This window comes from Microbispora sp. NPDC046973 (assembly GCF_040644495.1).
In the GTDB taxonomy this organism is placed as follows: domain Bacteria; phylum Actinomycetota; class Actinomycetes; order Streptosporangiales; family Streptosporangiaceae; genus Microbispora.
The window spans coordinates 22,010-43,005 of the sequence record NZ_JBEYWQ010000046.1; the positions used below are offsets into that span (position 1 = coordinate 22,010).

Below are 20,996 nucleotides of genomic sequence, written 5' to 3' on the forward strand. Positions count from 1 at the left end.
ATCAATCGGCCGGGAGGACGGCGGCGGCGATGGCGAGACCCGCCTGCCGGATCGCCTGGACCAGGGCGTGCTCGCGGCCCGCGGGCCCGTGCGCGAGCACGGCGTAGCCCTCCCACCGCGCCCCGGCCATCACGCCCACGTCGGCCCGCGTCCCGGCGTCCGTGCCGGTCTTGTTCGCCACCCAGACCCCCGCGCCGTACGGCAGGGCCGCCGGTGGGTCGCGGTCCTCGGGCTCGTGCGGGAGCAGCGCGGGCACCAGCGCGCGGTCGGTGTTGTGCGCCATCCAGCCGAGCAGCAGCCGCTTCCACGGCTCGCGCCCGGACGCCAGCGACCGCATCAGGCCTGCCAGTTCGCGCGCCGTCCCGGTGGCGAAGGCCGGTGGATGCCCGGGGAGCCGGGGTTCGCGGATCTTGTCGTGGATCCGGGTCCTGGCCAGTCCGAGCGCGGCGGCCGCCGCGTCCACCCGGCCGAGCCCGAGCCGCCGCAGCAGCGCGTTGGTCGCGGTGTTGTCGCTGACGGCGGCGGTGAGCAGCGCGAGATCGCCGGCCGTCCAGTCGCGGGCCGAAAGATCGGTCAGCAGGCCCGACCCGCCCGCGTAGTCCTCGTCGCGCAGCGTCACCCGCTCGTCCGGGTCCACGACGCCCGCCGCCACGTCCTGCGCGAGCGCCGCGAGGAGCAGCACCTTGCCGGTGCTGGCCAGCGGCAGCACCAGGTCCTCGTTCAGGGCGAGCACCCCGGGCACGCAGACGGCCAGCGTGCCCGGACAGGCGGCCGCCACCTCCTCCAGCCGCACCGCCCCCGCAAGGTCGCCGTTCGTGTCGTCACCGCTCATCACGTCGTCCCTCTCACAGGGCCAGCACCCTTCCCGGGCGGGCTCCGCTCTCCTCGCCGTCGCGCACCACGACCTCGCCGCCCGTCACGACCGCCTCGATCCCGGCGGGCGGCAGCAGCGGCTCGGTGAACGTCGCCCGGTCGGCCACCGTCGCGGGATCGAAGACCACCAGGTCGGCGTGCGCGCCGTCGCGGACCACGCCGCGCCCGGTCAGCCCGAAGCGCGCCGCGGCCATCCCGGTCATCTTGTGCACCGCCTCCTCCAGTCGCAGCAGCCCCAGCTCCCGGACGTAGCGGCCGAGCACCCGCGGGAACGTCCCGGCCCAGCGCGGGTGCGGGCGCCCACCCGGCTTCGGCACGCCGTCGGAGCCGATCATCGTGTACGGCGCGGTCAGCACCCGCCGCACGTCCTCCTCGACCATGGAGTGGCTGATGATCGTCACCTCGCCGGCCTCCGCCACCAGGAGGTCGGCGGCCACGTCGAGCGGGTCGGCGCCCGCCGAGGCCGCGAGGTCGGCGATGGTCCTGCCCTCGGCCTGCGGGTGGCGGGGCGCGCACGCGACCGAGATCCGGTCCCAGCCGCCGTTGCCGACCGTGTTCTCCCAGCCGGGCACGCCCTCCGCGATGGCGCGGCGCATCCGGTCGCGCTGGGCGGGGTCGCCGAGCCGCCCCGTGAGCGCCCCCAGGCCGCCGTCGTTCGCCCAGGGCGGCAGCATCGCGGCCAGCGCCGTGCTGCCCGCCGTGTAGGGATAGACGTCGCAGGTGACGTCCATGCCCTCGGCGCGCAGCGCGGCGATGCGCGGCAGCGTGCGCTCGGTGCGGCCCCAGGCGTACCGGCCTGCGGTCTTGTGGTGCGAGACGTGCAGCGCCGCGCCGCTGCGCCGGGAGATCTCGATCGCCTCCTCCAGCGCCTCCTCGACGCGCGACATCTCGTCCCGCAGGTGGGTGACGTACGGCTTGCCGTGCCGGGCGGCCACCGCCGCCAGCGCCACCACCTCGTCGGTGCCCGCGTACGAGCCCGGGGTGTAGATCAGTCCGGTGGACAGCCCGGCCGCGCCCTGCGCCAGGGAGGCGTCGAGCAGCGCGCACATCGTGCGCAGCTCGTCGGGCCGGGCGGGCCGGTCCACGGGGCCGAGCACGCCCGCCCGGAGCGTGCCGTGGCCGACGAGCGAGGCCAGGTGGTTGGCCCGGGGCACCTCGGCGTGCGCGGCGGCGAAGCCCGCGAAGTCGGCGTACGCGCCGACGTCGCCGCCGAAGGTGATCCGCTTCTCGGCCCGCATGGCGGGCAGCCGCTCCGGCAGGGCGGGGAAGAGGCTGGACCCGCAGTTGCCACAGATCTCGGTGGTCACGCCCTGCAGCAGCGACGCCCGCACCAGTGTCGAGCCGCCGCCGGACGCGCCGAGCAGCGTGACGCCGTCGGAGTGCGTGTGGACGTCGATGAAGCCGGGGGAGACCACGCGTCCGCGGGCGTCGATCACCTCGGCGGCGCCCGCACGCGAGGCCCCGCCCGGGGCCAGCACGCTCAGCCGCCCGGCGGCGATCCCGACGTCGGCGGGCCTGCCGGGGCGGCCGGTGCCGTCCACCAGCAGGCCGCCCCGGATGAGGAGGTCGAAACCGCTCACTGGACCTGCCCGAGGAAGGTGCGCAGCCGCTCGTGGCGGGGCGCCGCGAGCACCTCGCGCGGGTCGCCGCGCTCGACGATGACGCCGTCGTCCATGAACACGAGCTGGTCGCCGACCTCGCGGGCGAAGTTCATCTCGTGGGTGACGACCATCATGGTCATGCCGGTCGCCGCGAGGTCCCGCATGACGGCCAGCACCTCCTGCACGAGCTCGGGGTCGAGCGCGCTGGTGGGCTCGTCGAACAGCATCAGGCTGGGCCGCATGGCCAGGCTGCGGGCGATGGCCACCCGCTGCTGCTGGCCGCCGGACAGCTGGGCCGGGTAGTGGTGCGCCCGGTCGGCCAGGCCGACCCGATCGAGCAGCTCCTGCGCCTGCCGCCTGGCCTGGGCGGCGGGCGAGCCCAGCACGGTGACCGGCCCCTCCATCACGTTCTCGATCGCGGTGCGGTGCGGGAACAGGTGGAAGCGCTGGAACACCATGCCGATGCCGCGCCGCTGCCGGGACAGCTCGTGGGGGCGCAGCGCGTGCAGCCGGCCGCCGCGCTCGGCGTAGCCCATCAGCTCGCCGTTCACCCAGATCCGGCCCGAGTCGATGGTCTCCAGGCGGTTGACGCAGCGCAGCAGGGTCGACTTGCCCGACCCCGACGGGCCGACGACGCACACCACCTCACCGGCGGGGACGTCGAGGTCGATGCCCTTGAGCACCTCCAGCGACCCGAAACGCTTGCGGACGGAACGGATCCGCACCATCGGCTGATCGGCGTTCACGAGGGCTCCTTGGACGGCAGCTGCCCCTTGGACGGCAACGGCGACAGGTTGCGGCGGACCCGCGAGGACAGCCGCACGTGGCCGCGCTCGAACCGCTTCTCGATGAAGTGCTGGCCGACGCTCGCGATCGTGGTGAGCACGAGGTACCAGATCGAGGCGACCACGAGCATCGCGATGACCTCGAAGTTGCCGAGGTAGATGCGCTGCGCCACGGTCAGCAGCTCGGCCCCGGCGATCACGGAGACCATCGAGGTGGTCTTCAGCATCGAGATGAACTGGTTGCCGGTCGGCGGGATGATCACCCGCATGGCCTGCGGCAGCACCACGCGGCGCAGCACCTGCCGGTGCGACATGCCGAGCGACTCGGCCGCCTCCCGCTGGCCCGGGTCGACCGAGCGGATGCCCGCGCGGACGATCTCGGCCATGTACGCGCCCTCGTTGATGGCCAGGCCGAGCAACGCGGCGGTGAACGGCGTGATGACCGCGTTCGCCTGCCACTCGATCAGCTTGGGCCCGCCGAACGGCACGCCGATCGCGAAGGTGGGGAAGACCAGCCCGATGTTGAACCAGAAGATGAGCTGCACCAGCAGCGGCGTGCCCCGGAAGAACCACGTGTAGAGGGCGGAGGTGCCGCGCAGCACGGGGTTGTCCGACAGCTGCATGACGGCGGCCAGCACGCCCAGCGCCAGGCCGATGGCCATGGACAGCACGGTGAGCTGGATCGTGACCCACAGACCGCCGAGGATCCTGCCGTCGGCCAGGTAGGCGACGATGACGTCCCAGTGCAGGTTCTCGTTGACGATGATCGTGTAAGCGAGCCAGACGAGGAAGAGGAGGGCGACCGCCGCCCCCAGCCACCGGCCGGGCCGTACGGGGCGCACGGCCTCGATCGGCAGCTCGGCGCCGGCCGCCTTCTCCCCGGTCACTTCCACGGCTGGGTGTTGACCAGCACACCGTCGACGGCGTTGGCCGTCACGCCGTACTTGTCCAGCACGGACGTGTAGCCGCCGTCGGCCTGGAGCTCCTCCATCGCCTTGGCGACCGCGTCGCGCAGCGCCGTCTTGCGCTTGTCGACGGCGATGCCCCACGGCCCGGCCTCGTACTGCTCGGGCAGCACGTCGTACTTGCCGGTGTCCTTGGCGTACATGACGGCGACGGGGTAGTCCACGATCGTGGCGACCGCGCGCCCGGAGTCGATCGAGAGCAGGCCGGTGGGCGCGTCCTCACTCTGCATGATCTTCATCTTCGTGGCGCACTTCTCGTTCTGCTTCTCGCCGATGGCGAGGTTGGAGCTGCCCTTGGCCAGCACCACCGTGCGGCCGCACAGGTCCTCGAGGTTCTTGATGCCGTCCGGGTTGCCCTTCTTCACCATGATGGCGCCGCCGGCGTTGAAGTAGTCGACGAAGTCGACCGCCGCGCGCCGCTCCTCGGTGTCGCTCATCGAGGACATCACGATGTCCCAGCGCCCGCCCTGGAGGCCGGGGATGAGCCCGTCGAAGGCCGCGTTGGTGATCGAGAACTTCAGCCCGAGCTTGGCCGCGATGGCGGCGCCGAGGTCGGGGTCGACACCGGTGAGCTCCTGGGTGCCCTTCTTGTACATCTCCATCGGCGGGTAGCCCTCGGACGTGGCGACCCGCAGCGTGCCGGTCTTGCGTACGTCCTCGGGAACCAGGTCCTTCGCGGTCTTGCCCGTCGTCGCCGCCGCGTTCTCGCCCGCGGCGGCCCCCGACGACGAGCGCCCGCAGCCGCCGGCGAGCGCCGACACGACCAGCGCGCCGACTATGGCCACATATAGGCGCTTTGTCATGGAACCTCCTGTTTTGCGAACGATTGAGCTTATGCTGGCGACAGGAGGTAACGGCGGTAACAATCGTGAACGCTTGTGGTCCTCAGCATCGAAGACTTCGATGCTGCCTGGTGTGCTGCCTCGCCCCGGCGGCCGGCCGGACCACGACTGTCGTGTTCGTCAGCCCCCGAGACCGGGCGCCGGGCGGGAGACCGACGCCGCGGGCCGTACGACCGCGACCCGGGCACGATGGACGGCGGGCTTGCCCTCCGGGCGCGCCCCGGCGGCCCAGCACACCGCGCCCGCGGCGACGGCCGCCACCAGCGCGAGCCATCCGAGGGCCCGTCCCGCGCGCAGGCCGTACCCGCAGGCGAGCCAGTACAGCGACAGCAGCACCCTGATCCGGCCGCGCGGGCTGCCCAGCCGCCGCATCTCCATGGCGCCGAACGCGAAGTCGGCCGCCACGCGCGCGTCGTCGACGCCCGGCCGCAGCCGCTCGTACAGAACCGCCAGGCGCGCCGGGTCGGGCGCCCACTCCCCGGCCGGACCGGCGGCGTGCTCGTCCGCGCCGTGCGCCGCCCATCCCCGCCACAGGTGCTCGTCGGCGATGACCCGGCGGCGGCTCCACCACCGCAGGGGCGGCCATCCCAGGCGCAGCCCGAGCCCGCCCGGGGGCGCGGCGAACACGCACTCCCGCAGGCGCAGGCCCTCGGGGCGGCGCAGCCCGCCGAGCCCGCACGCCCGCAGGTCCACCCCGGTCAGCGTGAGCGCGGCCGCGTCGAGGCCGTCGAGCGAGGTCACCCGCAGCCGGCCGGAGCGCCGGGTGACGGCGGACAGCCCGGCGAGCGTCGCGTCCCGCAGGTCGACCTCGGCGTCGGACAGCCGTGCGGCGAGCCGCCCGAGGACGGCCGCCGCGCGAAGCACCACCCGGCACCCACCGGTGTCGATGTGCAGCGGCGCGCAGGCCCGAACTCCCGCGAGCGACAGGCGCCGCACGATGCGCATGGGGCCGAGGTAGGCCGCCCCTTCGAAACGGGCGCCCTGGAACTCGGCGCTCGCGCCGCAGTCGGAGCCGCGGAAGGAGACGGCCCGGTGGAACCGGGCGCCGCGGAAGCAGGCGTCCCCGTGGAAGACGGCCGCGTCGAACGCGGCGAACCCGTGGAACTGCGCCTTCTGGAACGAGGCTCTCTGGAACGACGCCTCCCGGACGGAGGCGTTCCCCGTCGCCCCGGCCGGTGGGGCGCCGAACCACGCCGCACCGAACAGGGCGTCGCCCCGCACCGTGACGTGGTCGAACGACGCGTGGCCGCACACCCGCGCGTCGTGCAGGGAGAACTCGCGCTGGAACCGGGCCTCGCGGAAGGAGACGTTGCGGACGAACCGGGCGCCGTAGAACGAGGCGAGGCGGTCGAACCTGGCGTGGTCGAAGGTCGCGTCGGCGGCGAAGACGACCCCGCCGAAGCGGGCCGGGCCGGTGAAGACCGCGCGGTCGAACCTCGCCCTGCCCAGGTGGCGCTGCACGCCGTCGAGGACCCGCGCGAGCAGGTCCTCCGGCAGGAGGGTGCCGCGCAGGTCGAGGGCCTGGCCGGGCGTCAGGCCCCGCAGGAACGCGGCCGCCTCGGCCGGCGTGAGGTGGGCCAGGCATCTGCCGTACGGCTCGTGGGCGACGCCGAGGCACTCGGGCACGGCGTCGCACGTTCTCCAGACCACGTCGAGCGGAACGATCCGCGACCGGGGTGTCATGGCAACGTCATACCCGATGTCCCGTCTAGGGACGTTAAAGCGTGATGGATAGGTAACAGTGTGTATCCATCGGGCGATCGCCGCCGGGCGGAGCGCCGACCGTTTGCCCTGGACGGGCAGGGGTACCCGACGTGCATGTCTGAGCAGCCGAACTCCACACCGCCACCGCAGACGCAGCCCTACCCCGGCCGGACGGGTGAGATGACGCCCGAGCCCAGGGATGAGATGCGCGACTACACCGGACGCGACCTGCTGGCGGGCAAGCGTGCCCTCGTCACCGGCGGCGACTCCGGCATCGGGCGGGCCGTCGCCGTGGCGTTCGCCAAGGAGGGGGCGGACGTCGCGATCGCCTACCTGACCGAGCACGAGGATGCCGAGCACACCAGGAAGCTGGTGGAGCAGGAGGGCCGCCGCTGCCTGATCATCTCGGGCGACCTCGCCGATCCCCGCCACTGCGAGGAGGTCGTGGAACGCACGGTCCGCGAACTCGGCGGAATCGACGTGCTCGTGAACAACGTGGCCACGCAGTCGCCGGTGCAGTCCTTGGAAGAGCTGTCGGACGACCAGTGGGAGCGCACCTTCGCGGTCAACATCCACAGCTATTTCTGGGTGACCAAGGCCGCGCTGCGGCACATGTCCGAGGGCGGCTCGATCGTCAACACCTCGTCGATCAACGGGCTGCGCGGAAACAAGACCCTGATCGACTACTCCGCGACCAAGGGCGCGATCAACGCGTTCACCTACTCGATGGCCCAGGTGCTGGTCGAGCGGGGGATCAGGATCAACGCCGTGGCCCCCGGCCCGGTCTGGACGCCGCTCATCCCGTCCACGTTCCCGGAGGAGAAGGTGGAGAAGTTCGGTCAGCAGGTGCCGATGGGCCGGCCGGCCGACCCGGACGAGATCGCCCCGTCGTACGTGTTCTTCGCCGCCAACCGGCTGTCGTCGTACTACACCGGTGAGGTCCTCGCCCCGATCGGCGGCGAGACGCTGCCCGGATGACGGATGACGGATGACGGGTGACGGGTGCGTGGAGTGCAGGGGCCGCCCGGGCAGATCCGGGCGGCCCCTGGGCGTCCTTCACCCGCTCTCGTTCAGGCGGCGGCTCTGGTCCTGCAGCTCGTCGATCAGCTTGGAGGCCTCGGCCTTGCTGAGCCCCTCCGGCACGTCCCGCCCGGCCTCCCTGGCCAGTGTGCGCAGGTAGGACTCCTGCGGCGCGGTCATCGGCTCGTCCCCGGTCGCCCACTCCTCCGGGTCCTTCTCCACAGGTCCTCGGTCCATGACTCCTCCATTGTCGAACTGCCGTTCGCTCTACCCGCCGTCGTGGTCCGAAACCTGCGCTCACCGCGCCGCGGGGTGGCGCATGTAGCGGGCCCGGGTGAGCTCGGACTCGCCCGGCTCCGCCCGTCGGCGCCGCAGCATCCGCGCGGCCATCACTCCGCCGGTGACGCATCCGGCGGCCAGCGCCGCCGCCGCGGCGAACACCGCGCCGGCGCGGGTCGACGGCGGCTCCGGCTGTACGGCGCGGGCCCGCCAGGCGCGCAGCCACAGGGCCTCGGCCGCCGCATCGAGCAGATAGGTGGGCCGGATGCGGCCCGTGGGCACGTAGGCCAGGTCGACGGCGAGCAGCGTCGCCGCCGTGGCCATGCCGAGACGGCGCGCGTGATCGACGCCGCCGGGAGTGGACGCGGCCCGGATCTGCGCCCATCCGATCCCCACGAGCAGCCCGGCGACGGTGCGCTCCAGCCACCGGTCGGTCTTCGCGCCGAACACCTTCTCGAAGCTCTGCAGGTGCAGCAGCGGCCACAGCCCGCCCGCGATGTTGAAGAGCCCGTGGGCGCGGGCCAGGGCCGTCGCGCCCCTGTCGTCCTGGGTGGTCATAGGCCGACGATGCCCGGCCGCAAAACGGACAAACCGCGCTCGGTTCGGCAGCGGCGCACCTCCTTCGCCCTTCCGGCCCGATCGCCGGCGTTCGCCGCATCGGCCTCCGGCCGATTTCCGTCGCCCATCGTGACCGTCCGCCAGACGGACGGTAATTGCATTAGCCGAAAAGTATGTTCCGGCTGGCACAATTCTCGTATTCCGCGTAAAGGTTGCTCGGCCGCGATTTTGCGCGATGACAGATGGAACATTTCGCCTATATCATCGCCGACCGTGGCTGAAAGCGATCTTTCGAGCCCGTCCCTTGTCGATGACCTGTACTTTGTCCTGCACGACAATGTGACGGGCCATCCGTTGCTTCATTCCCGGCTCACGGGGCTGGCGCTGGCCGGTGGGATCCTCGGCGAACTGATGCTCGCCGAGCGCGTGGCACTCGACTTCGCGTCCGATCCGGAACGTCTCTACGCGACGGCCCCGGAGGCCACCGGCGACCCGCTCACCCGCGCGGTGCTCGGGCACATCATCGCCGAACCGCATCACCCGGTCGGCACATGGCTCCTGTTCTTCGCCCGCACGATCTACGCCGACGTCACGGCCAGGATGATCGCCGCGAAGCTGCTCAAGCCCCCGGTCAGGCACCTGCTGAAGCAGCAGCCACCGGCCCCTGCGGACATGAACACGGCCGCGTGGCCGCTCGCCCGCCTGAATCTCGCCGTCCAGCGGCGCAGGCCGCCGGTGGACGGGGACTGCGTCCTCCTGGGACTCCTGGCCGCGGCCGGCTGCGCCCAGCGGATCCTGTCCGAGCACGATCCCCGGTTCGTGGCCGCCGCGACCGCCATGCTCCCCATGCCCCTGCGGAGACTCATCGCCCAGACCAAGGTCGCCGTCGGCCAGGCCGTCATCAGCCGCCGGTGACCTCCACCCCCCACACACGGAGTTCCAGGTGTCCCTCACACAGCAACGGCCCAGCGCCGTCACCGCCGCACTGGCCGAGGACCGGCTCGGCGTGCCGTCCATCGTGTTCTTCGTCATCTCCGCGGCGGCGCCGCTGATGGTCGTCGCGGGTTCGGTCCCGACGGCGTACACGGTCACGGGCGTCATCGGCGTCCCGTTGGCATTCCTGATGCTGGGCGCTATTTTCGCGCTATTCGCCGTCGGATACGTGACGATGGCCAGGCACGTGGTGAACGCGGGCGCTTTTTATGCCTATGCCGCCCAGGGGCTCGGCCGGACCCAGGGAGTGGCCACCGCCTGGGTGGCGCTGCTGGCGTACAACGCGCTGCAGCTCGGCCTCTACGGAATCATCGGATCGGCGGCCGAGCCGCTGCTCGTCGACTGGTTCGGCGGCTCGCCCCCGTGGTGGGTGATCGCGCTGGTGGCCTGGGCGCTGACCGGCGTGCTCGGCCTGCTGCGGGTGGACGTCAACGGGAAGATCCTGTCCATCCTGCTGGTCAGCGAGATCGCCATCGTCCTGCTGTTCGACCTCGGCGATCTGACCCACGCCGGCCCGGCCGGTCTCAGCCTCGAGGGCTTCACCCCCGGCGCGCTGTTCGTGCCCGGCGTGGGCGCCGCGCTCGCCACCGTCGTCGCGGGGTTCGCCGGCATCGAGTCGTCGGTGGTCTTCGCCGAGGAGTCCAAGGACCGTCACAGGACCGTGCCCATCGCCACCTACCTGGGCATCGCGATCATCGCCGTGCTGTACGCTTTCTCCGCCTGGGCGCAGACGGTGCCGACCGGTCCGGACGGGATCGTCAAGGCCGCCTCGAAGCAGGGGACCGGGCTCATCTTCAACCAGGCCGCCCTCCACCTGGGCACCGCCGTCTCGACGATCGGCTCGGTGCTGTTCGTGACCAGCAGCATCGCGTGCATGGTCGCCTTCCACAACACCACGGCCCGTTACATCTTCGCCCTGGGCCGGGAGAACGTCCTGCCCTCGGTCTTCGGGCGCACCTCGGCCCGCACCGCCGCTCCGATCTCCGGGTCGGTGCTGCAGACGGTGCTCGGGCTGATCGTGATCATCGTTTACGCGGTCTCCGGCCTCGACCCGGTCACCAAGATGTTCTTCATCTTCGGCACCTTCGGCGGTCTCGGACTGCTGACCCTGCTCACCGTCACCTCGATCTCGGTGATCGTGTTCTTCGCCCGTGATCCGCGAGGGGAGACGACCTGGCGCACCCGCATCGCCCCGGCCCTGTCGATCGTGGCGCTCTGCGTGATCATTGGCCTCACCCTGATCAATTTCGACACGGTCCTCGGAGTCGAGCCCGACTCGATCCTCCGCTGGATCCTGCCCGGCATCTTCGTCGTCGCGATCGTCTTCGGCCTCATCTGGGGCCGGGTGCTGAAGTCGATCCGGCCCCAGGTGTACGCCAACATCGGCCTGGGTGCCCAGGCGGTCGGCGGGGGTGTCAAATGACCGTCGAGATCACCCGGATGACGGACGCGGACGCGGCCGGCGGACTCATCGCCGAGACCTTCCACACCGACGAGATCACCGGCTGGCTCATTCCACGGGCGGAGGACCGGCTGCCGATGCAGCGGCAGTTCTTCACCCTGTGGGCCGGGCACGCGCTCGAGCACGGCGATGTCTACGGCGTCCACGAGTCGGGCGAGCTGGCCGGTGTGGCGGTCTGGTTCGCCGCGCCGTTCCCCGAGATCCCCGGGGAGCAGGAGGCGATCGCGTCCTTCGCCGGAGACAACGCCGAGCGCTACCGCCTCTTCGGGGAGCTGACGGAAAAGCTCCACCCGCAGGAGCCGCACCACTATCTGGCGTTCATCGCGCTGGAGCGGGGGAGGACCGGCCGCGGCCTGGGCACCCTGCTGCTGGAGGAGCATCACCGCAGGCTCGACGCCGAGGGGATCCCGGCCTACCTGGAGGCGAGCAGCGAGGCGAGCCGGCGGCTCTATCTCCGCCACGGCTACGTCGACATGCCCGAGCTGCTGCGCCTGCCCGGCGGTCCGGTCATGTACCCCATGTGGCGCGAGCCCCGCTCTTCCGCGCAGGCCGGATAGCCGTACCGATGGAGGACGGGACGGCCGGCTGACCGCTCAGCCGCCGCCCGTCTCCTCGGCCCGGGTGGACACGTACGCCCCCTGTCCCTCGATCGTGTACACGAGGCCCTCGCCGCTGAGCACCTCGACGGCGCGGCGTATGTCCTCGGGGGCGAACCCGTGCTCACGCACGAGGCGCTCCTCGGACGGCAGGGGACGGTCGGGCTCGATCCGGCCGCGCACTATCTCCTCGCGAAGCATCGCCGCGAGCCGCCGGTGCGCGGGGACCGGTTCCTCGGGATCGTTGGTGACGGCCACGCCCCTCCACTGCCCGGCCCCGCCCGATCCAACCCCTGCGCTCCGCCGCGGCTCGTCGTTCCCCACCGGCTCGTGGCTCGCGATTCGGTCGCTGTGGCGCACCGCCTCAGTCGCGGGCGGGCTCGGCGTGACGATCGGCCGCGAGTTCCGGACGGGGCGAGCGCAGCGCCGGAGCGGTGAGGGCCACGAACAGCGCGAGCACGGCGGGCACGAGCAGCGCGTGCGGAAGGGTGACGGCCTCGGCCAGGCCGCCGATCAGAACGGGACCGGCGAGGAAGCCGGTGTAGCCGAGGCTCGCCACGGCGGCGAGCGCGCGGCCCGACTGGGCCGGGTCGCGGTGCCCGGCGGCCGAGAACACCTGCGGGATGATGCACGAAAGGCCCGCGCCGAACAGACCGAATCCGACGACCCCGGCGACCGGCTCGTCGATGAGGATCCCGGCCGCGAGACCCGTCCCGGCGAGCCCCCCGCAGCAGCGCACCAGCGTGACCTGCCCCAGCCAGGCGGCGAGGCGGTCCCCGGCGAACCGGCCCGCCGTCATCATGATCGAGAACGCTGCGTACGCGGCAGCGGCGAAGCCGGGGGAGGAGCCCAGGTTGTCGCGGAGGTAGACCGAGCCCCAGTCGGCCGCGGCGCCTTCGCCGATCATGCAGCAGAACGCGAGGACGCCGAGGAGCAGCACGGTGCCGCCGATGCGACGGCGTGCGGGTCGCGCCTCGGGGGAGCCCGCCTGCGCCGCCTCCCGCGCCGGGTCGTCCCGCGTCGCCCAGCGGGCGCTCAGCAGGGCGATGAGCAGGATCACCGCACCCATCGCCGCGAAGGTGACGCCGGGGCTCACCCCGGCGTGGGCGAACATGCCGCCGGCGGTTGCCCCCACGAACCCTCCGACGCTGAACACCGCGTGGAAGGACGACATGATCGACTTTCCGGACGCCCGCTCCACCACCACGGCGTTGGCGTTCATCGCGACGTCGAGCGTGCCGCAGACCGCGCCGAACGCGAACAGGGAGAGCGCGAGCGTCGGCAGGTTCGGCATGTAGGCGGGAAGCACGAGGACGAGGCCCTGGGCGATGGCCACCGGCAGCATGGTCCGGTAGCTGCCGTAGCGGTCCACCAACCTGCCGACCGCCTGCATACCGGTGATGGCGCCGGCCGCGATGCCGAGCAGTCCCAGGCTGAGCGCGCCGTCGCTCAGCCCCAGGGCCGCCTTGATGGCGGGGATCCGGCTGGTCCACGTGCCCATGGCCATGCCGGCCAGCAGGAACAGTCCGTAGACGGCCACGCGGGCGCGCAGAAGCGCCGGGCGGGCGGGGGCGGACAAGGCCATGTGGTGCTCCTCGAGGCACTGGGAGGTTCGTATTGGAAGGTTCGTCTGTGTCGTCGCGGCAAGTTGTGCGAACGATCAACCGAGGTGTTCGCGCCTCCCGGCGCGCAGGGGCGCCAAACCCAGGGACGGCCCGGATCCGGGACTCCAGGCCAGGAGTCCGGAGGGCAGGACTGCGTGGGGAAGGGCTCTGGGAAGGGGCGGCTGCGGGGTGTGTTCCCGCCGCGCACATCCGCGCGGCCCTGGCCCGATACGGGGCCGACGCGGGTCCGATCCGGAAGCGACGCGAGTGCCATCCCTGGAGAGCGGCACCCCGAGACTCGGGCGACGGCCGGGTTCCGCCCAGGATAGGCGGTGCTCAGGTGACGGGGACGGAGGCGGGGACGGTGCGCACGGCGACGCCGGCGGCGGTGAGGGCGTCGTGCTGGTCCCTGGGGATGTTCTCGTCGGTGACGACCACGTCGAGCCGGTCGAGCCCGCATACGGCGCCGAACGCGGTGCGGGTGAACTTCCCCGAGTCGCACGCGACGACGACACGGCGGGCCGAGGCGATCGCGGCCTGCTTGATGGCCACCTCGGGCAGGTCGTGTGCGGTGAGGCCATGTTCGGCCGACAGGCCGCAGCAGCCGATCACCGCGGTGTCGAACCGGAGGGCCTTGATCGACGTCTCGGTGAGCGGTCCCACGAAGTTCATCTCCCCGTGCCGCACCTCCCCGCCGGGCAGGACGAGGCGGATGCGGGGCGCACCCGCCAGCTCCTGAGCCGCCTGCAGCGCCAGCGGCAGGATGGTCAGGCGGCGCTCGCGCACGGCTCTGGCGACTTCGAGCGCGGTCGTGCCCCCGTCGAGCAGCACGGCCTCGCCGTCGGCCAGCAGGCCCGCGACCTCGGCGCCGATGCGGCGCTTGGCGTCGACCGCCTCCCTTTCGCGCACGCCGAACGGCGGCTCCTCGCCACGCAGCAGCAGGCTCAGGGCGCCGCCGCGAACCCGCCGCACCACCCCTTGCTGGGCGAGTTCGTCCAGGTCACGCCGGATGGTCATCTCCGAGACGCCGTACGCCAGCGCCAGTTCGGCCACCGAGACGCTGTCGGACGTACGCAGCGCGTTCATGATGGCCCGGATCCGGTCGGCACTTTCCATGCGTGCATTTGAACACAGCCCATGTGCGAAAGCAAATAAATCTACTTTGTAAAGGTGGCAGACTGGTCACATGCGCGCGAGCCGCTTGCTGTCCCTACTGCTCCTGCTGCAAACGCGCGGCAGGATGACCGCCACGGAGATCGCCGAAGAACTGGAGGTGTCGGTCCGCACCGTCTACAGGGACGTCGAGGCCCTGTCGGCCGCCGGCGTGCCCGTCTACGCCGACCGCGGGCCGCTCGGCGGATACCAGCTGCTCGACGGCTACCGCACCCGCTTGAACGGGCTGACCGTGGAGGAGGCGTCCTCCCTGTTCCTGGCGGGCCTGCCCGGCCCGGCCGCCGAGCTCGGGCTCGCCGACTTCGCCGCGGCGGCGGAGCTGAAGCTGCTGGCCGCGCTGCCGCCCGAGCCGCGTTCCCACGCGGCCAGGATGCGGGAGAGGTTCCACCTCGACGTGCCGGGCTGGTATCGCGGCGCCGACGAGGCGCCGTTCCTCACGGAGGTCGCCGAGGCGGTGTGGGAGGAGCGGGTGCTGCGGTTGCGCTACCGCCGGTGGGGGCCGGCCGAGGTGGAGCGGCTGGTGCACCCCTACGGGCTGGTTCTCAAGGGTGGCTCCTGGTATCTCGCCGCCGCCTGCTCGGGCACGGTCCGGACCTACCGAGTGGGCCGGATCATCGAGGCCGAGGTGCTGCCGGAGCGCTTCGAACGGCCGCAGGACTTCGACCTCGCCGAGTTCTGGCGCGATTTCGCCGCGGAGTTCGCCTCACGCATGTACACCGCCGAGGCGGTGGTGCGGCTCGCCCCGGGCGCGGAGGACCTCCTCCGGTTCACCCTCGGGGGAGACGTCGTCGACAAGGCGCTGGCCGACGGACAGCCGGACCCCGGCGGCTGGACCCGGCTGACGCTGCCGATCGAGTCCCTCACGCACGCCCGGTGGCTGTTCCTGCGCATGGGCGTCCTGGTCGAGGTGCTGGAGCCGGCTGGCCTGCGCGCGCTGATGGCCGAGGCCGTCGCGGACCTGTCCCGGATGTACGGCGCGGCGCCGGAGGACGAACCCGGCGCCGGACGCTGAAGCGGACGGCGCCGGGTGCCGGCGCTGACCGCCGGGTCGGGTCGTCCCGGTCTCAGCGGCTCAGCGGCTCAGCGCGGTCTCGCGTTCCACGTGTGACAGTTTTTCGGGATTGCGGATGAAGTAGATCTCCGCGAGGCGCCCGTCCTCGATCCGCATCGCCACGACGCCGTCGATCTCCCCGTCGATCCGCATGACGAGACCCGGGTGGCCGTTGACCTGCACCGGCTCGACCGACACCTCGGCGCCGAACCTGTCCAGGCCGGCGGCCAGGAGACGAGCCACCTTGCCGGCCCCCACGATGGGCTGGGCCAGGGCCTTCTTGATTCCGCCGCCGTCGCTCAGTAGGACGACGTCGGGGGCGAGGATGTCGAGCAGGCGTTGCAGGTCGCCGGTCTCGACCGCCTGCCGGAAGGCGTCCAGCGCATCGCGGGTCTCGTTCGGGGAGACGGTGTCGCGGGGGCGCCGGGCGGCGACGTGTGAGCGTGCCCGGTGGGCGATCTGGCGGACCGCGGCCTGGGTCTTGCCGACGGCTTCGGCGATCTCGTCGTAGTCCAGGTCGAAGACCTCGCGCAGCACGAACACCGCCCGCTCGGTCGGCGACAGCGTCTCCAGCACCAGCAGCATCGCCATCGAGACGCTCTCGGCGAGTTCCACGTCCTCGGCCACGTCGGGTGCGGTGAGCAACGGCTCGGGCAGCCACGGCCCGACGTAGGACTCCCTGCGCCGGCCGAGCGCGCGCAGCCGCATCAGCGCCTGCCGGGTGACGATCCGCACCAGGTAGGCGCGCTCCTCCCGCACGGTGCCGAGATCGACGCCCGCCCAGCGCAGCCAGGTCTCCTGCAGGACGTCTTCGGCGTCCGCGGCCGAGCCGAGCATCTCGTAGGCCACGGTGAACAGAAGGTTGCGGTGGGCGACGAACGCCTCCGTGGCCGGGTCCACGGGCTCCCCATGAGCAAACGGCCCGGCTGTATCCGCCGGTGTGTCCACCTGTCCCTCGCTCATCACCGGCTCCTGCCTGATCGCTCTCGATTGGGCCACACCTGTTGGGCCACACGCACAAGATGCCGATTCTCGAGCTTCTGTGACTGCGGTGACAGGTGGCGTACGTCACACAGCCGTGCTGTCACAAGGATCGGGGCACCGGCATCTCGTGTTCGTCAACGCCGCGCGGACGATTCGCGCGGCACGCGACTCCACGGAGTGAGGACGGATGACGAACGCGGAGCGGACCTCGGTGCTGATCACCGGAGGCAACAAGGGACTCGGTCTCGAGACGGCCCGGCGGCTCGGGGAAGAGGGGTGGACGGTCTTCCTCGGCTCGCGTGACGAGGACCGGGGGCGGGCGGCCGCCGACAAACTGACCGCCGGTGGCGTCGACGTGGTCATGGTCCCGCTGGACGTGACCTCGGACGAGTCGGTGGCCGGGGCCGTACGGCTCGTCCGCGAGCACACCGACCGCCTGGACGTGCTGATCAACAACGCTGGCACACCGGGAAAGGTCACCGCGCCCGCGGACGCGACGGTGGAGGAGATCCACGCCGTCTACGAAACCAACGTGTACGGACCGATCAGGGTCACGCACGCGTTCCTTCCCCTGCTGCAGGCGGCGGACCATCCGCGAGTGGTGATGGTGTCCAGCGCGGGCGGCTCCTTCGCGGTCGTGACCGATCCGGAGCAGCCCGTCTCGAAAATGCACGAGCTCGCCTACAGCTCGTCGAAGGCGGCACTGAACATGATCACCGTCCGGTACGCCCAGGCGCTCCCGAAGATCAAGTTCAATGCCACCACCCCCGGAGAAGTCGAGAACCGCACGTTCGCCGCCACCGACATGAACAATCACACCGGTCAGCTGACGGTCACCGAGGGCACCGACTCGATCGTCGGACTCGCGATGATCGGCCCCGACGGGCCGACGGGGATCTTCACCGACCGCCTCGGCCCGATCGGGTGGTGACCGCCTCCTCCGGCAGGGGGCGGACGGCCGGCGTCAGGAGCTGGTGAGGATGACGAGTCGCTGGGTCGCCCGGGTCATCGCGACATAGCGGTCGACCGCTCCCTCGATGCCCTCGCCGAACCTGTCCGGGTCGATGAGGACGACCAGGTCGAACTCAAGCCCCTTCGACAGCTCGGGGGTCAGCGACCGGACGCGTGAGGTCTCCTCGAACGAGGGGTCGCCGATGACGCAGGCGGTCCCGTCGGCGTGCTCGGCGAGCCAGGCGCCGAGAATCGCGCCGAGATCCGAAACGGATCCGTGCGAGACGGGGACGCCGCCGCTGCGGATGGAGGTCGGCACGTTGGCGTCCGGGAGAGCGGCCCGGATGACCGGCTCGGCCTCCGCCATGACCTCTTCCGGCGTCCGGTAGTTGATGCTCAGCGAGGCCAGGGTGATCCGGTCGAGCCCGATCCGCTTCAGCCGTTCGTGCCACGACTCGGTGAACCCGTGCCTCGCCTGGGCGCGGTCCCCGACGATGGTGAAGCTCCGGGAGGGGCAGCGCTGCAGCAGCATCTGCCACTCCGCGTCGGTGAGCTCCTGGGCCTCGTCGACGACGATGTGCGCGAACGGGCCGGCGAGCCGGTCCGGGTCGGCGGCGGGTAGTGCGGACTCGTCGACCAGGGCCTGCTGCAGGTCCTGTCCGCGCAGCATCGACATCACGAGCATCTCGGAGTCGTCGGCCTCGATCAGGTCGTCGACGACGCGCGCCATGCCCTCGCGCTGGGCCGCGACAGCGGCGGCATGGCGACGCCTGCGCCGGGATGCCTCCGGGTCGCCGAGCCGCTGCCGTGCCGCGTCCAGGAGCGGCAGGTCGGACACCGTCCACGCCTGGGCGTCCGCGCGCTGCAGCTTCCGTACGTCGTCCAGGTCGAGCCACGGAGCGCACATCCGCAGGTAAGCGGGCACCGACCACAGGTCGCCGACGAGATCGGTCGCTTCGATCAGCGGCCACGCGCGGTTGAAGGTCGTGAGCAGTTCCCTGTCCCGCAGCAGCGACCTGCGGACCAGCTCGGCCGGGGCGTCGCCGTCGTGCTTGTCCACCAAGACCGTGAGCAGTTCCTCCCAGATCTGGTCGCGCGCCTCGTTGTGCGGAGTGCCGGGTTCCGGTGCTTCGAACGCCTCGGCCCAATCGTCGGCGCTCAGCCGGATGTCGGACCAGGGGGTCGTGACCGTCATCTCCGTGGTGGGCGGGTTCTCGTAGAACCGGACGGCCGGCTCGACGGCCTTCACCAGATCCGCCGACGATTTCAGGCGGGCCACGTCCGGGTCGGTCTCGATCGCCGCCGCGGCCCCCTCGGGGACGAGGTCCCGCAGGGTGCAGGTCTGCACGCCCTCCTCTCCGAGGCTGGGCAGGACGTCGGCGACGTACGCCAGGTAGGGCTGGTGCGGGCCGACGAACAGCACGCCGCCCCGGCGGTGTCCGAGCCGAGGGTCGGAGTAGAGGAGATAGGCGGAGCGGTGCAGGGCGACGACGGTCTTCCCCGTGCCCGGACCGCCGTCGACGACGAGGGCGCCCTCGGATCCCGCGCGGATGATGGCGTCCTGGTCGGCCTGGATGGTGCCGAGCACGTCGCGCATCCGCGGCGACCGGCTGCTGCCGAGGCTGGCGATGAAGGCGGACTGGTCGTCGAGCGCGGCGTGACCCTCGAACCCGTCCGGGGTGAACACCTCGTCCCAGTAGTCGCTGATCCGGCCGCGGGTCCAGCGATACCTGCGGCGGCTGCTCAGTCCCATCGGGTTGGCGTGGGTGGCTCCGAAGAACGGCTCGGCCGCCGGGGAGCGCCAGTCCAGCAGCAGCCGGCGGCCCGCGCTGTCGGTGAGGCCGAGCCGTCCGATGTACACCGGCTCGGAGTTGTCCGCGCCGACCATGTGCCCGAGGCACAAGTCCAGGCCGAAGCGGCGCAGCACACGCAGGCGAGCGGTCAGCCGGTGGACCTCCAGGTCCCGGTCCAGCGCCTGCCGGCCTGTGCCGCCGGGTGCCCTGAGCTCGGTGTCGAGGCGGTCGGACAGCTCGGCGATCGACTGTTCGAGGCTTTCGGCGATGGCCGCGAAGTGCTGCTCATCGGCGGCGATCAGCCTCGGATCGGCCTTGTGGGAGAGGTGGTCGGGAATGTCGAACGCGCTGGTCGGCAGCGGGTTCACGTAATCAGCTCCGATCTGGGTCGCTTGCGACCATTACGCGCACGAAGGCGCCTGAACCGCGGTGACGAACCCGGTGGCCATGACGAACGGACGTGGGCACCCGTGGCTCTTGCCGGTTCAGGTCGCCGGCGTGCGCAGGTTCTCGTGTTCCTGGCGTCTGGCGTGACGATCCCGCGTGGTTCAGGCGGGCGCTGGGCTCGTTTGAACCACTGGGCTTGCCTGGACCACCGGCCCTTCCCCGCCGACCGCGCCGGACCCATACGCCGACAACGACACACGCACGCGCTTCCCCCCGTTTCCGCAGGCGCTGCTTCCGGCCGACGATTGTGCGGCACGACCGGGGTCTTGCCGCAAGCCCCCCTGTGCGCTATACGTTGAAAATGGAAAGGAGCGGATAATCCCCTTTCCCATCGCCTCCTGCGGTGCCGGCGTCCCAGTGGTCGGTTGCGAGGCCGGCTTCCCGCTTTCCGTGATTTGATCAACAGGACGGACGACGGAGGCGGAGCGTCATGGCATCACACGGATTGCTGGGCGGGAAGATCGCACTGGCCGGGGTCGGAGCCCTGGCATTGGTGGCGCTCGCGTTGGGCGGCATCGCTGCGGCGAAGCAGTCCCACGGGTCGGACGTGACCGTGGTGAAGGAGACGCGAGAGGTCGACGGCCGGGGCATCCTGTCGACGAACGTGGCGTGTGGAAAGGGCCTGCGGGCCGTGGGCGGAGGTCATGCCTTCAACGGAGCCCATGATGTGAACAAGCCGGTGGCGTTCCCGGTGAGCGCGCCCGGCAGCACGAGCGACGCTCCTGGCGCTGTCCAGAACGCCTGGGACTTCGTCGTGGTGAACCCGACGAGCGAGAAGATCAGCGTCGAGCTTTACGCGATGTGCGTCCCCACAGGTTGACCAGCCCCCTGTACGACCTCGCCCGCGTCCGCGGCCAGGCGGTTCTCCACCGCCGTGGACCGCTTCGCCGTGGGCGCGGGAAAGCGGTTGCGACGCTCGGGCGCGGGCCGGGACGATGAGCCGGTGATCTGGCTCGCTTTCGTCGGTTCCTGCCTCCTGCTCGCGATGATCCCGGGTGTCAGCACCGCGGTGATCCTGCGGCAGACGCTCAAGGCCGGGCGCTCGTCCGGAGTCGCCGCTCTCCTCGGCAACGAAACCGGCATCTTCCTGTGGGCGATGGCCGCCGTGTTCGGCCTGTCCGCGCTGGTCCTGGCCTCCGAGGTCGCCTACGGCGCGATGAAGGCGGTGGGCGCGGCGCTGCTGATCGTGATGGGCGTCCAGTCGCTGTGGAAGGCCAGGCGCGCGCCCGCGGCCCGCGCCGCGTAGCGGCCGTACGGGGGGGCCCCCGCGCGGGCCCCCGCCGGCCGGCCCCGGTGCAAAGGCGGGGGGGTCGGC

21 protein-coding genes are annotated in these 20,996 nt (G+C 71.7%); 8 read left to right on the top strand and 13 right to left on the bottom strand.

Annotated elements, in window-relative coordinates; translation table 11 throughout:
- Position 1 precedes the first annotated feature (1 nt).
- The 6 genes from ABZ860_RS39990 to ABZ860_RS40015 form a co-directional block, all read right to left on the bottom strand.
- A complete protein-coding gene (locus ABZ860_RS39990) occupies positions 2-832 on the bottom strand; it encodes a serine hydrolase (protein ID WP_357231035.1) in 831 nt (276 codons plus the stop codon).
- Positions 833-845: 13 nt separating this feature from the next.
- A complete protein-coding gene (locus tag ABZ860_RS39995; RefSeq protein ID WP_357231038.1) occupies positions 846-2,453 on the bottom strand; it encodes a D-aminoacylase in 1,608 nt (535 codons plus the stop codon).
- Positions 2,450-3,202: an amino acid ABC transporter ATP-binding protein gene (locus tag ABZ860_RS40000; RefSeq protein WP_357231095.1), complete on the bottom strand. Its 753-nt coding sequence runs from the start codon at positions 3,200-3,202 to the stop codon at positions 2,450-2,452. Before ABZ860_RS40000 ends, ABZ860_RS39995 begins: the two co-directional genes overlap by 4 nt.
- Before the next feature lie 14 nt (positions 3,203-3,216).
- The gene (locus ABZ860_RS40005) at positions 3,217-4,152 is read right to left on the bottom strand and encodes an amino acid ABC transporter permease (RefSeq protein WP_357231041.1); all 936 of its coding nucleotides are present in this window, start codon (positions 4,150-4,152) and stop codon (positions 3,217-3,219) included.
- Positions 4,143-5,027, bottom strand: a complete 885-nt coding sequence (locus tag ABZ860_RS40010) for an ABC transporter substrate-binding protein (RefSeq protein WP_357231044.1) — start codon at positions 5,025-5,027, stop codon at positions 4,143-4,145. Before ABZ860_RS40010 ends, ABZ860_RS40005 begins: the two co-directional genes overlap by 10 nt.
- Positions 5,028-5,186: 159 nt before the next feature.
- Positions 5,187-6,749, bottom strand: a complete 1,563-nt coding sequence (locus ABZ860_RS40015; RefSeq protein WP_357231046.1) for a pentapeptide repeat-containing protein — start codon at positions 6,747-6,749, stop codon at positions 5,187-5,189.
- 135 nt (positions 6,750-6,884) lie between these two features.
- Here ABZ860_RS40015 and ABZ860_RS40020 point away from each other — a divergent pair, with 135 nt between their 5' ends.
- A complete protein-coding gene (locus ABZ860_RS40020; RefSeq protein ID WP_357231049.1) occupies positions 6,885-7,748 on the top strand; it encodes an SDR family oxidoreductase in 864 nt (287 codons plus the stop codon).
- A 78-nt stretch (positions 7,749-7,826) separates the two neighbouring features.
- Here ABZ860_RS40020 and ABZ860_RS40025 read toward each other — a convergent pair whose 3' ends face one another.
- Together ABZ860_RS40025 and ABZ860_RS40030 are read right to left on the bottom strand one after the other, a co-directional pair.
- Positions 7,827-8,027 carry a DUF3072 domain-containing protein gene (locus ABZ860_RS40025; protein WP_357231052.1) on the bottom strand — a complete coding sequence of 67 codons (201 nt, stop codon included), beginning with the start codon at positions 8,025-8,027 and terminating at the stop codon, positions 7,827-7,829.
- 60 nt (positions 8,028-8,087) lie between these two features.
- Positions 8,088-8,627 (bottom strand): hypothetical protein, encoded by a 540-nt coding sequence (locus tag ABZ860_RS40030; protein ID WP_357231055.1) that lies wholly within the window; start codon positions 8,625-8,627, stop codon positions 8,088-8,090.
- A 273-nt stretch (positions 8,628-8,900) separates the two neighbouring features.
- Here ABZ860_RS40030 and ABZ860_RS40035 point away from each other — a divergent pair, with 273 nt between their 5' ends.
- Genes ABZ860_RS40035 through ABZ860_RS40045 form a run of 3 tightly spaced genes read left to right on the top strand, consistent with a single transcriptional unit; the run spans position 8,901 to position 11,639 of the window.
- On the top strand, positions 8,901-9,542 hold the full coding sequence (locus ABZ860_RS40035) for a GPP34 family phosphoprotein (protein ID WP_357231058.1): 642 nt from the start codon (positions 8,901-8,903) through the stop codon (positions 9,540-9,542).
- 28 nt (positions 9,543-9,570) lie between these two features.
- The gene (locus ABZ860_RS40040) at positions 9,571-11,043 is read left to right on the top strand and encodes an APC family permease (protein WP_357231061.1); all 1,473 of its coding nucleotides are present in this window, start codon (positions 9,571-9,573) and stop codon (positions 11,041-11,043) included.
- Positions 11,040-11,639, top strand: a complete 600-nt coding sequence (locus ABZ860_RS40045; protein WP_357231064.1) for a GNAT family N-acetyltransferase — start codon at positions 11,040-11,042, stop codon at positions 11,637-11,639. Before ABZ860_RS40040 ends, ABZ860_RS40045 begins: the two co-directional genes overlap by 4 nt.
- A 36-nt stretch (positions 11,640-11,675) precedes the next feature.
- Here ABZ860_RS40045 and ABZ860_RS40050 read toward each other — a convergent pair whose 3' ends face one another.
- The 3 genes from ABZ860_RS40050 to ABZ860_RS40060 form a co-directional block, all read right to left on the bottom strand.
- Positions 11,676-11,936 carry a GntR family transcriptional regulator gene (locus ABZ860_RS40050; RefSeq protein WP_357231067.1) on the bottom strand — a complete coding sequence of 87 codons (261 nt, stop codon included), beginning with the start codon at positions 11,934-11,936 and terminating at the stop codon, positions 11,676-11,678.
- A gap of 106 nt (positions 11,937-12,042) precedes the next feature.
- The gene (locus tag ABZ860_RS40055; protein WP_357231070.1) at positions 12,043-13,263 is read right to left on the bottom strand and encodes an MFS transporter; all 1,221 of its coding nucleotides are present in this window, start codon (positions 13,261-13,263) and stop codon (positions 12,043-12,045) included.
- Between the two features lie 355 nt (positions 13,264-13,618).
- Entirely contained in the window at positions 13,619-14,398 is a 780-nt protein-coding gene (locus ABZ860_RS40060; RefSeq protein WP_357231073.1) for a DeoR/GlpR family DNA-binding transcription regulator, read from the bottom strand.
- 70 nt (positions 14,399-14,468) lie between these two features.
- On the opposite strand from ABZ860_RS40060, the gene ABZ860_RS40065 reads away from it, so the two are divergent.
- The gene (locus tag ABZ860_RS40065) at positions 14,469-15,467 is read left to right on the top strand and encodes a transcriptional regulator (protein WP_357231076.1); all 999 of its coding nucleotides are present in this window, start codon (positions 14,469-14,471) and stop codon (positions 15,465-15,467) included.
- 60 nt (positions 15,468-15,527) lie between these two features.
- Here ABZ860_RS40065 and ABZ860_RS40070 read toward each other — a convergent pair whose 3' ends face one another.
- A complete protein-coding gene (locus tag ABZ860_RS40070) occupies positions 15,528-16,406 on the bottom strand; it encodes an RNA polymerase sigma-70 factor (protein ID WP_357231079.1) in 879 nt (292 codons plus the stop codon).
- 271 nt (positions 16,407-16,677) lie between these two features.
- Between ABZ860_RS40070 and ABZ860_RS40075 the strand changes: the two genes are divergently transcribed.
- Entirely contained in the window at positions 16,678-17,421 is a 744-nt protein-coding gene (locus ABZ860_RS40075) for an SDR family oxidoreductase (RefSeq protein ID WP_357231083.1), read from the top strand.
- A 33-nt stretch (positions 17,422-17,454) separates the two neighbouring features.
- Here the strand turns inward: ABZ860_RS40075 and helR are convergent, their stop codons facing one another.
- Complete coding sequence (helR, locus tag ABZ860_RS40080) at positions 17,455-19,602, bottom strand: RNA polymerase recycling motor ATPase HelR (protein WP_357231086.1); 2,148 nt, start codon at positions 19,600-19,602, stop codon at positions 17,455-17,457.
- A 509-nt stretch (positions 19,603-20,111) separates the two neighbouring features.
- On the opposite strand from helR, the gene ABZ860_RS40085 reads away from it, so the two are divergent.
- Positions 20,112-20,501: a hypothetical protein gene (locus ABZ860_RS40085; protein WP_357231089.1), complete on the top strand. Its 390-nt coding sequence runs from the start codon at positions 20,112-20,114 to the stop codon at positions 20,499-20,501.
- 123 nt (positions 20,502-20,624) lie between these two features.
- Positions 20,625-20,927: a LysE family transporter gene (locus tag ABZ860_RS40090; protein WP_357231092.1), complete on the top strand. Its 303-nt coding sequence runs from the start codon at positions 20,625-20,627 to the stop codon at positions 20,925-20,927.
- Positions 20,928-20,996 lie beyond the last annotated feature (69 nt).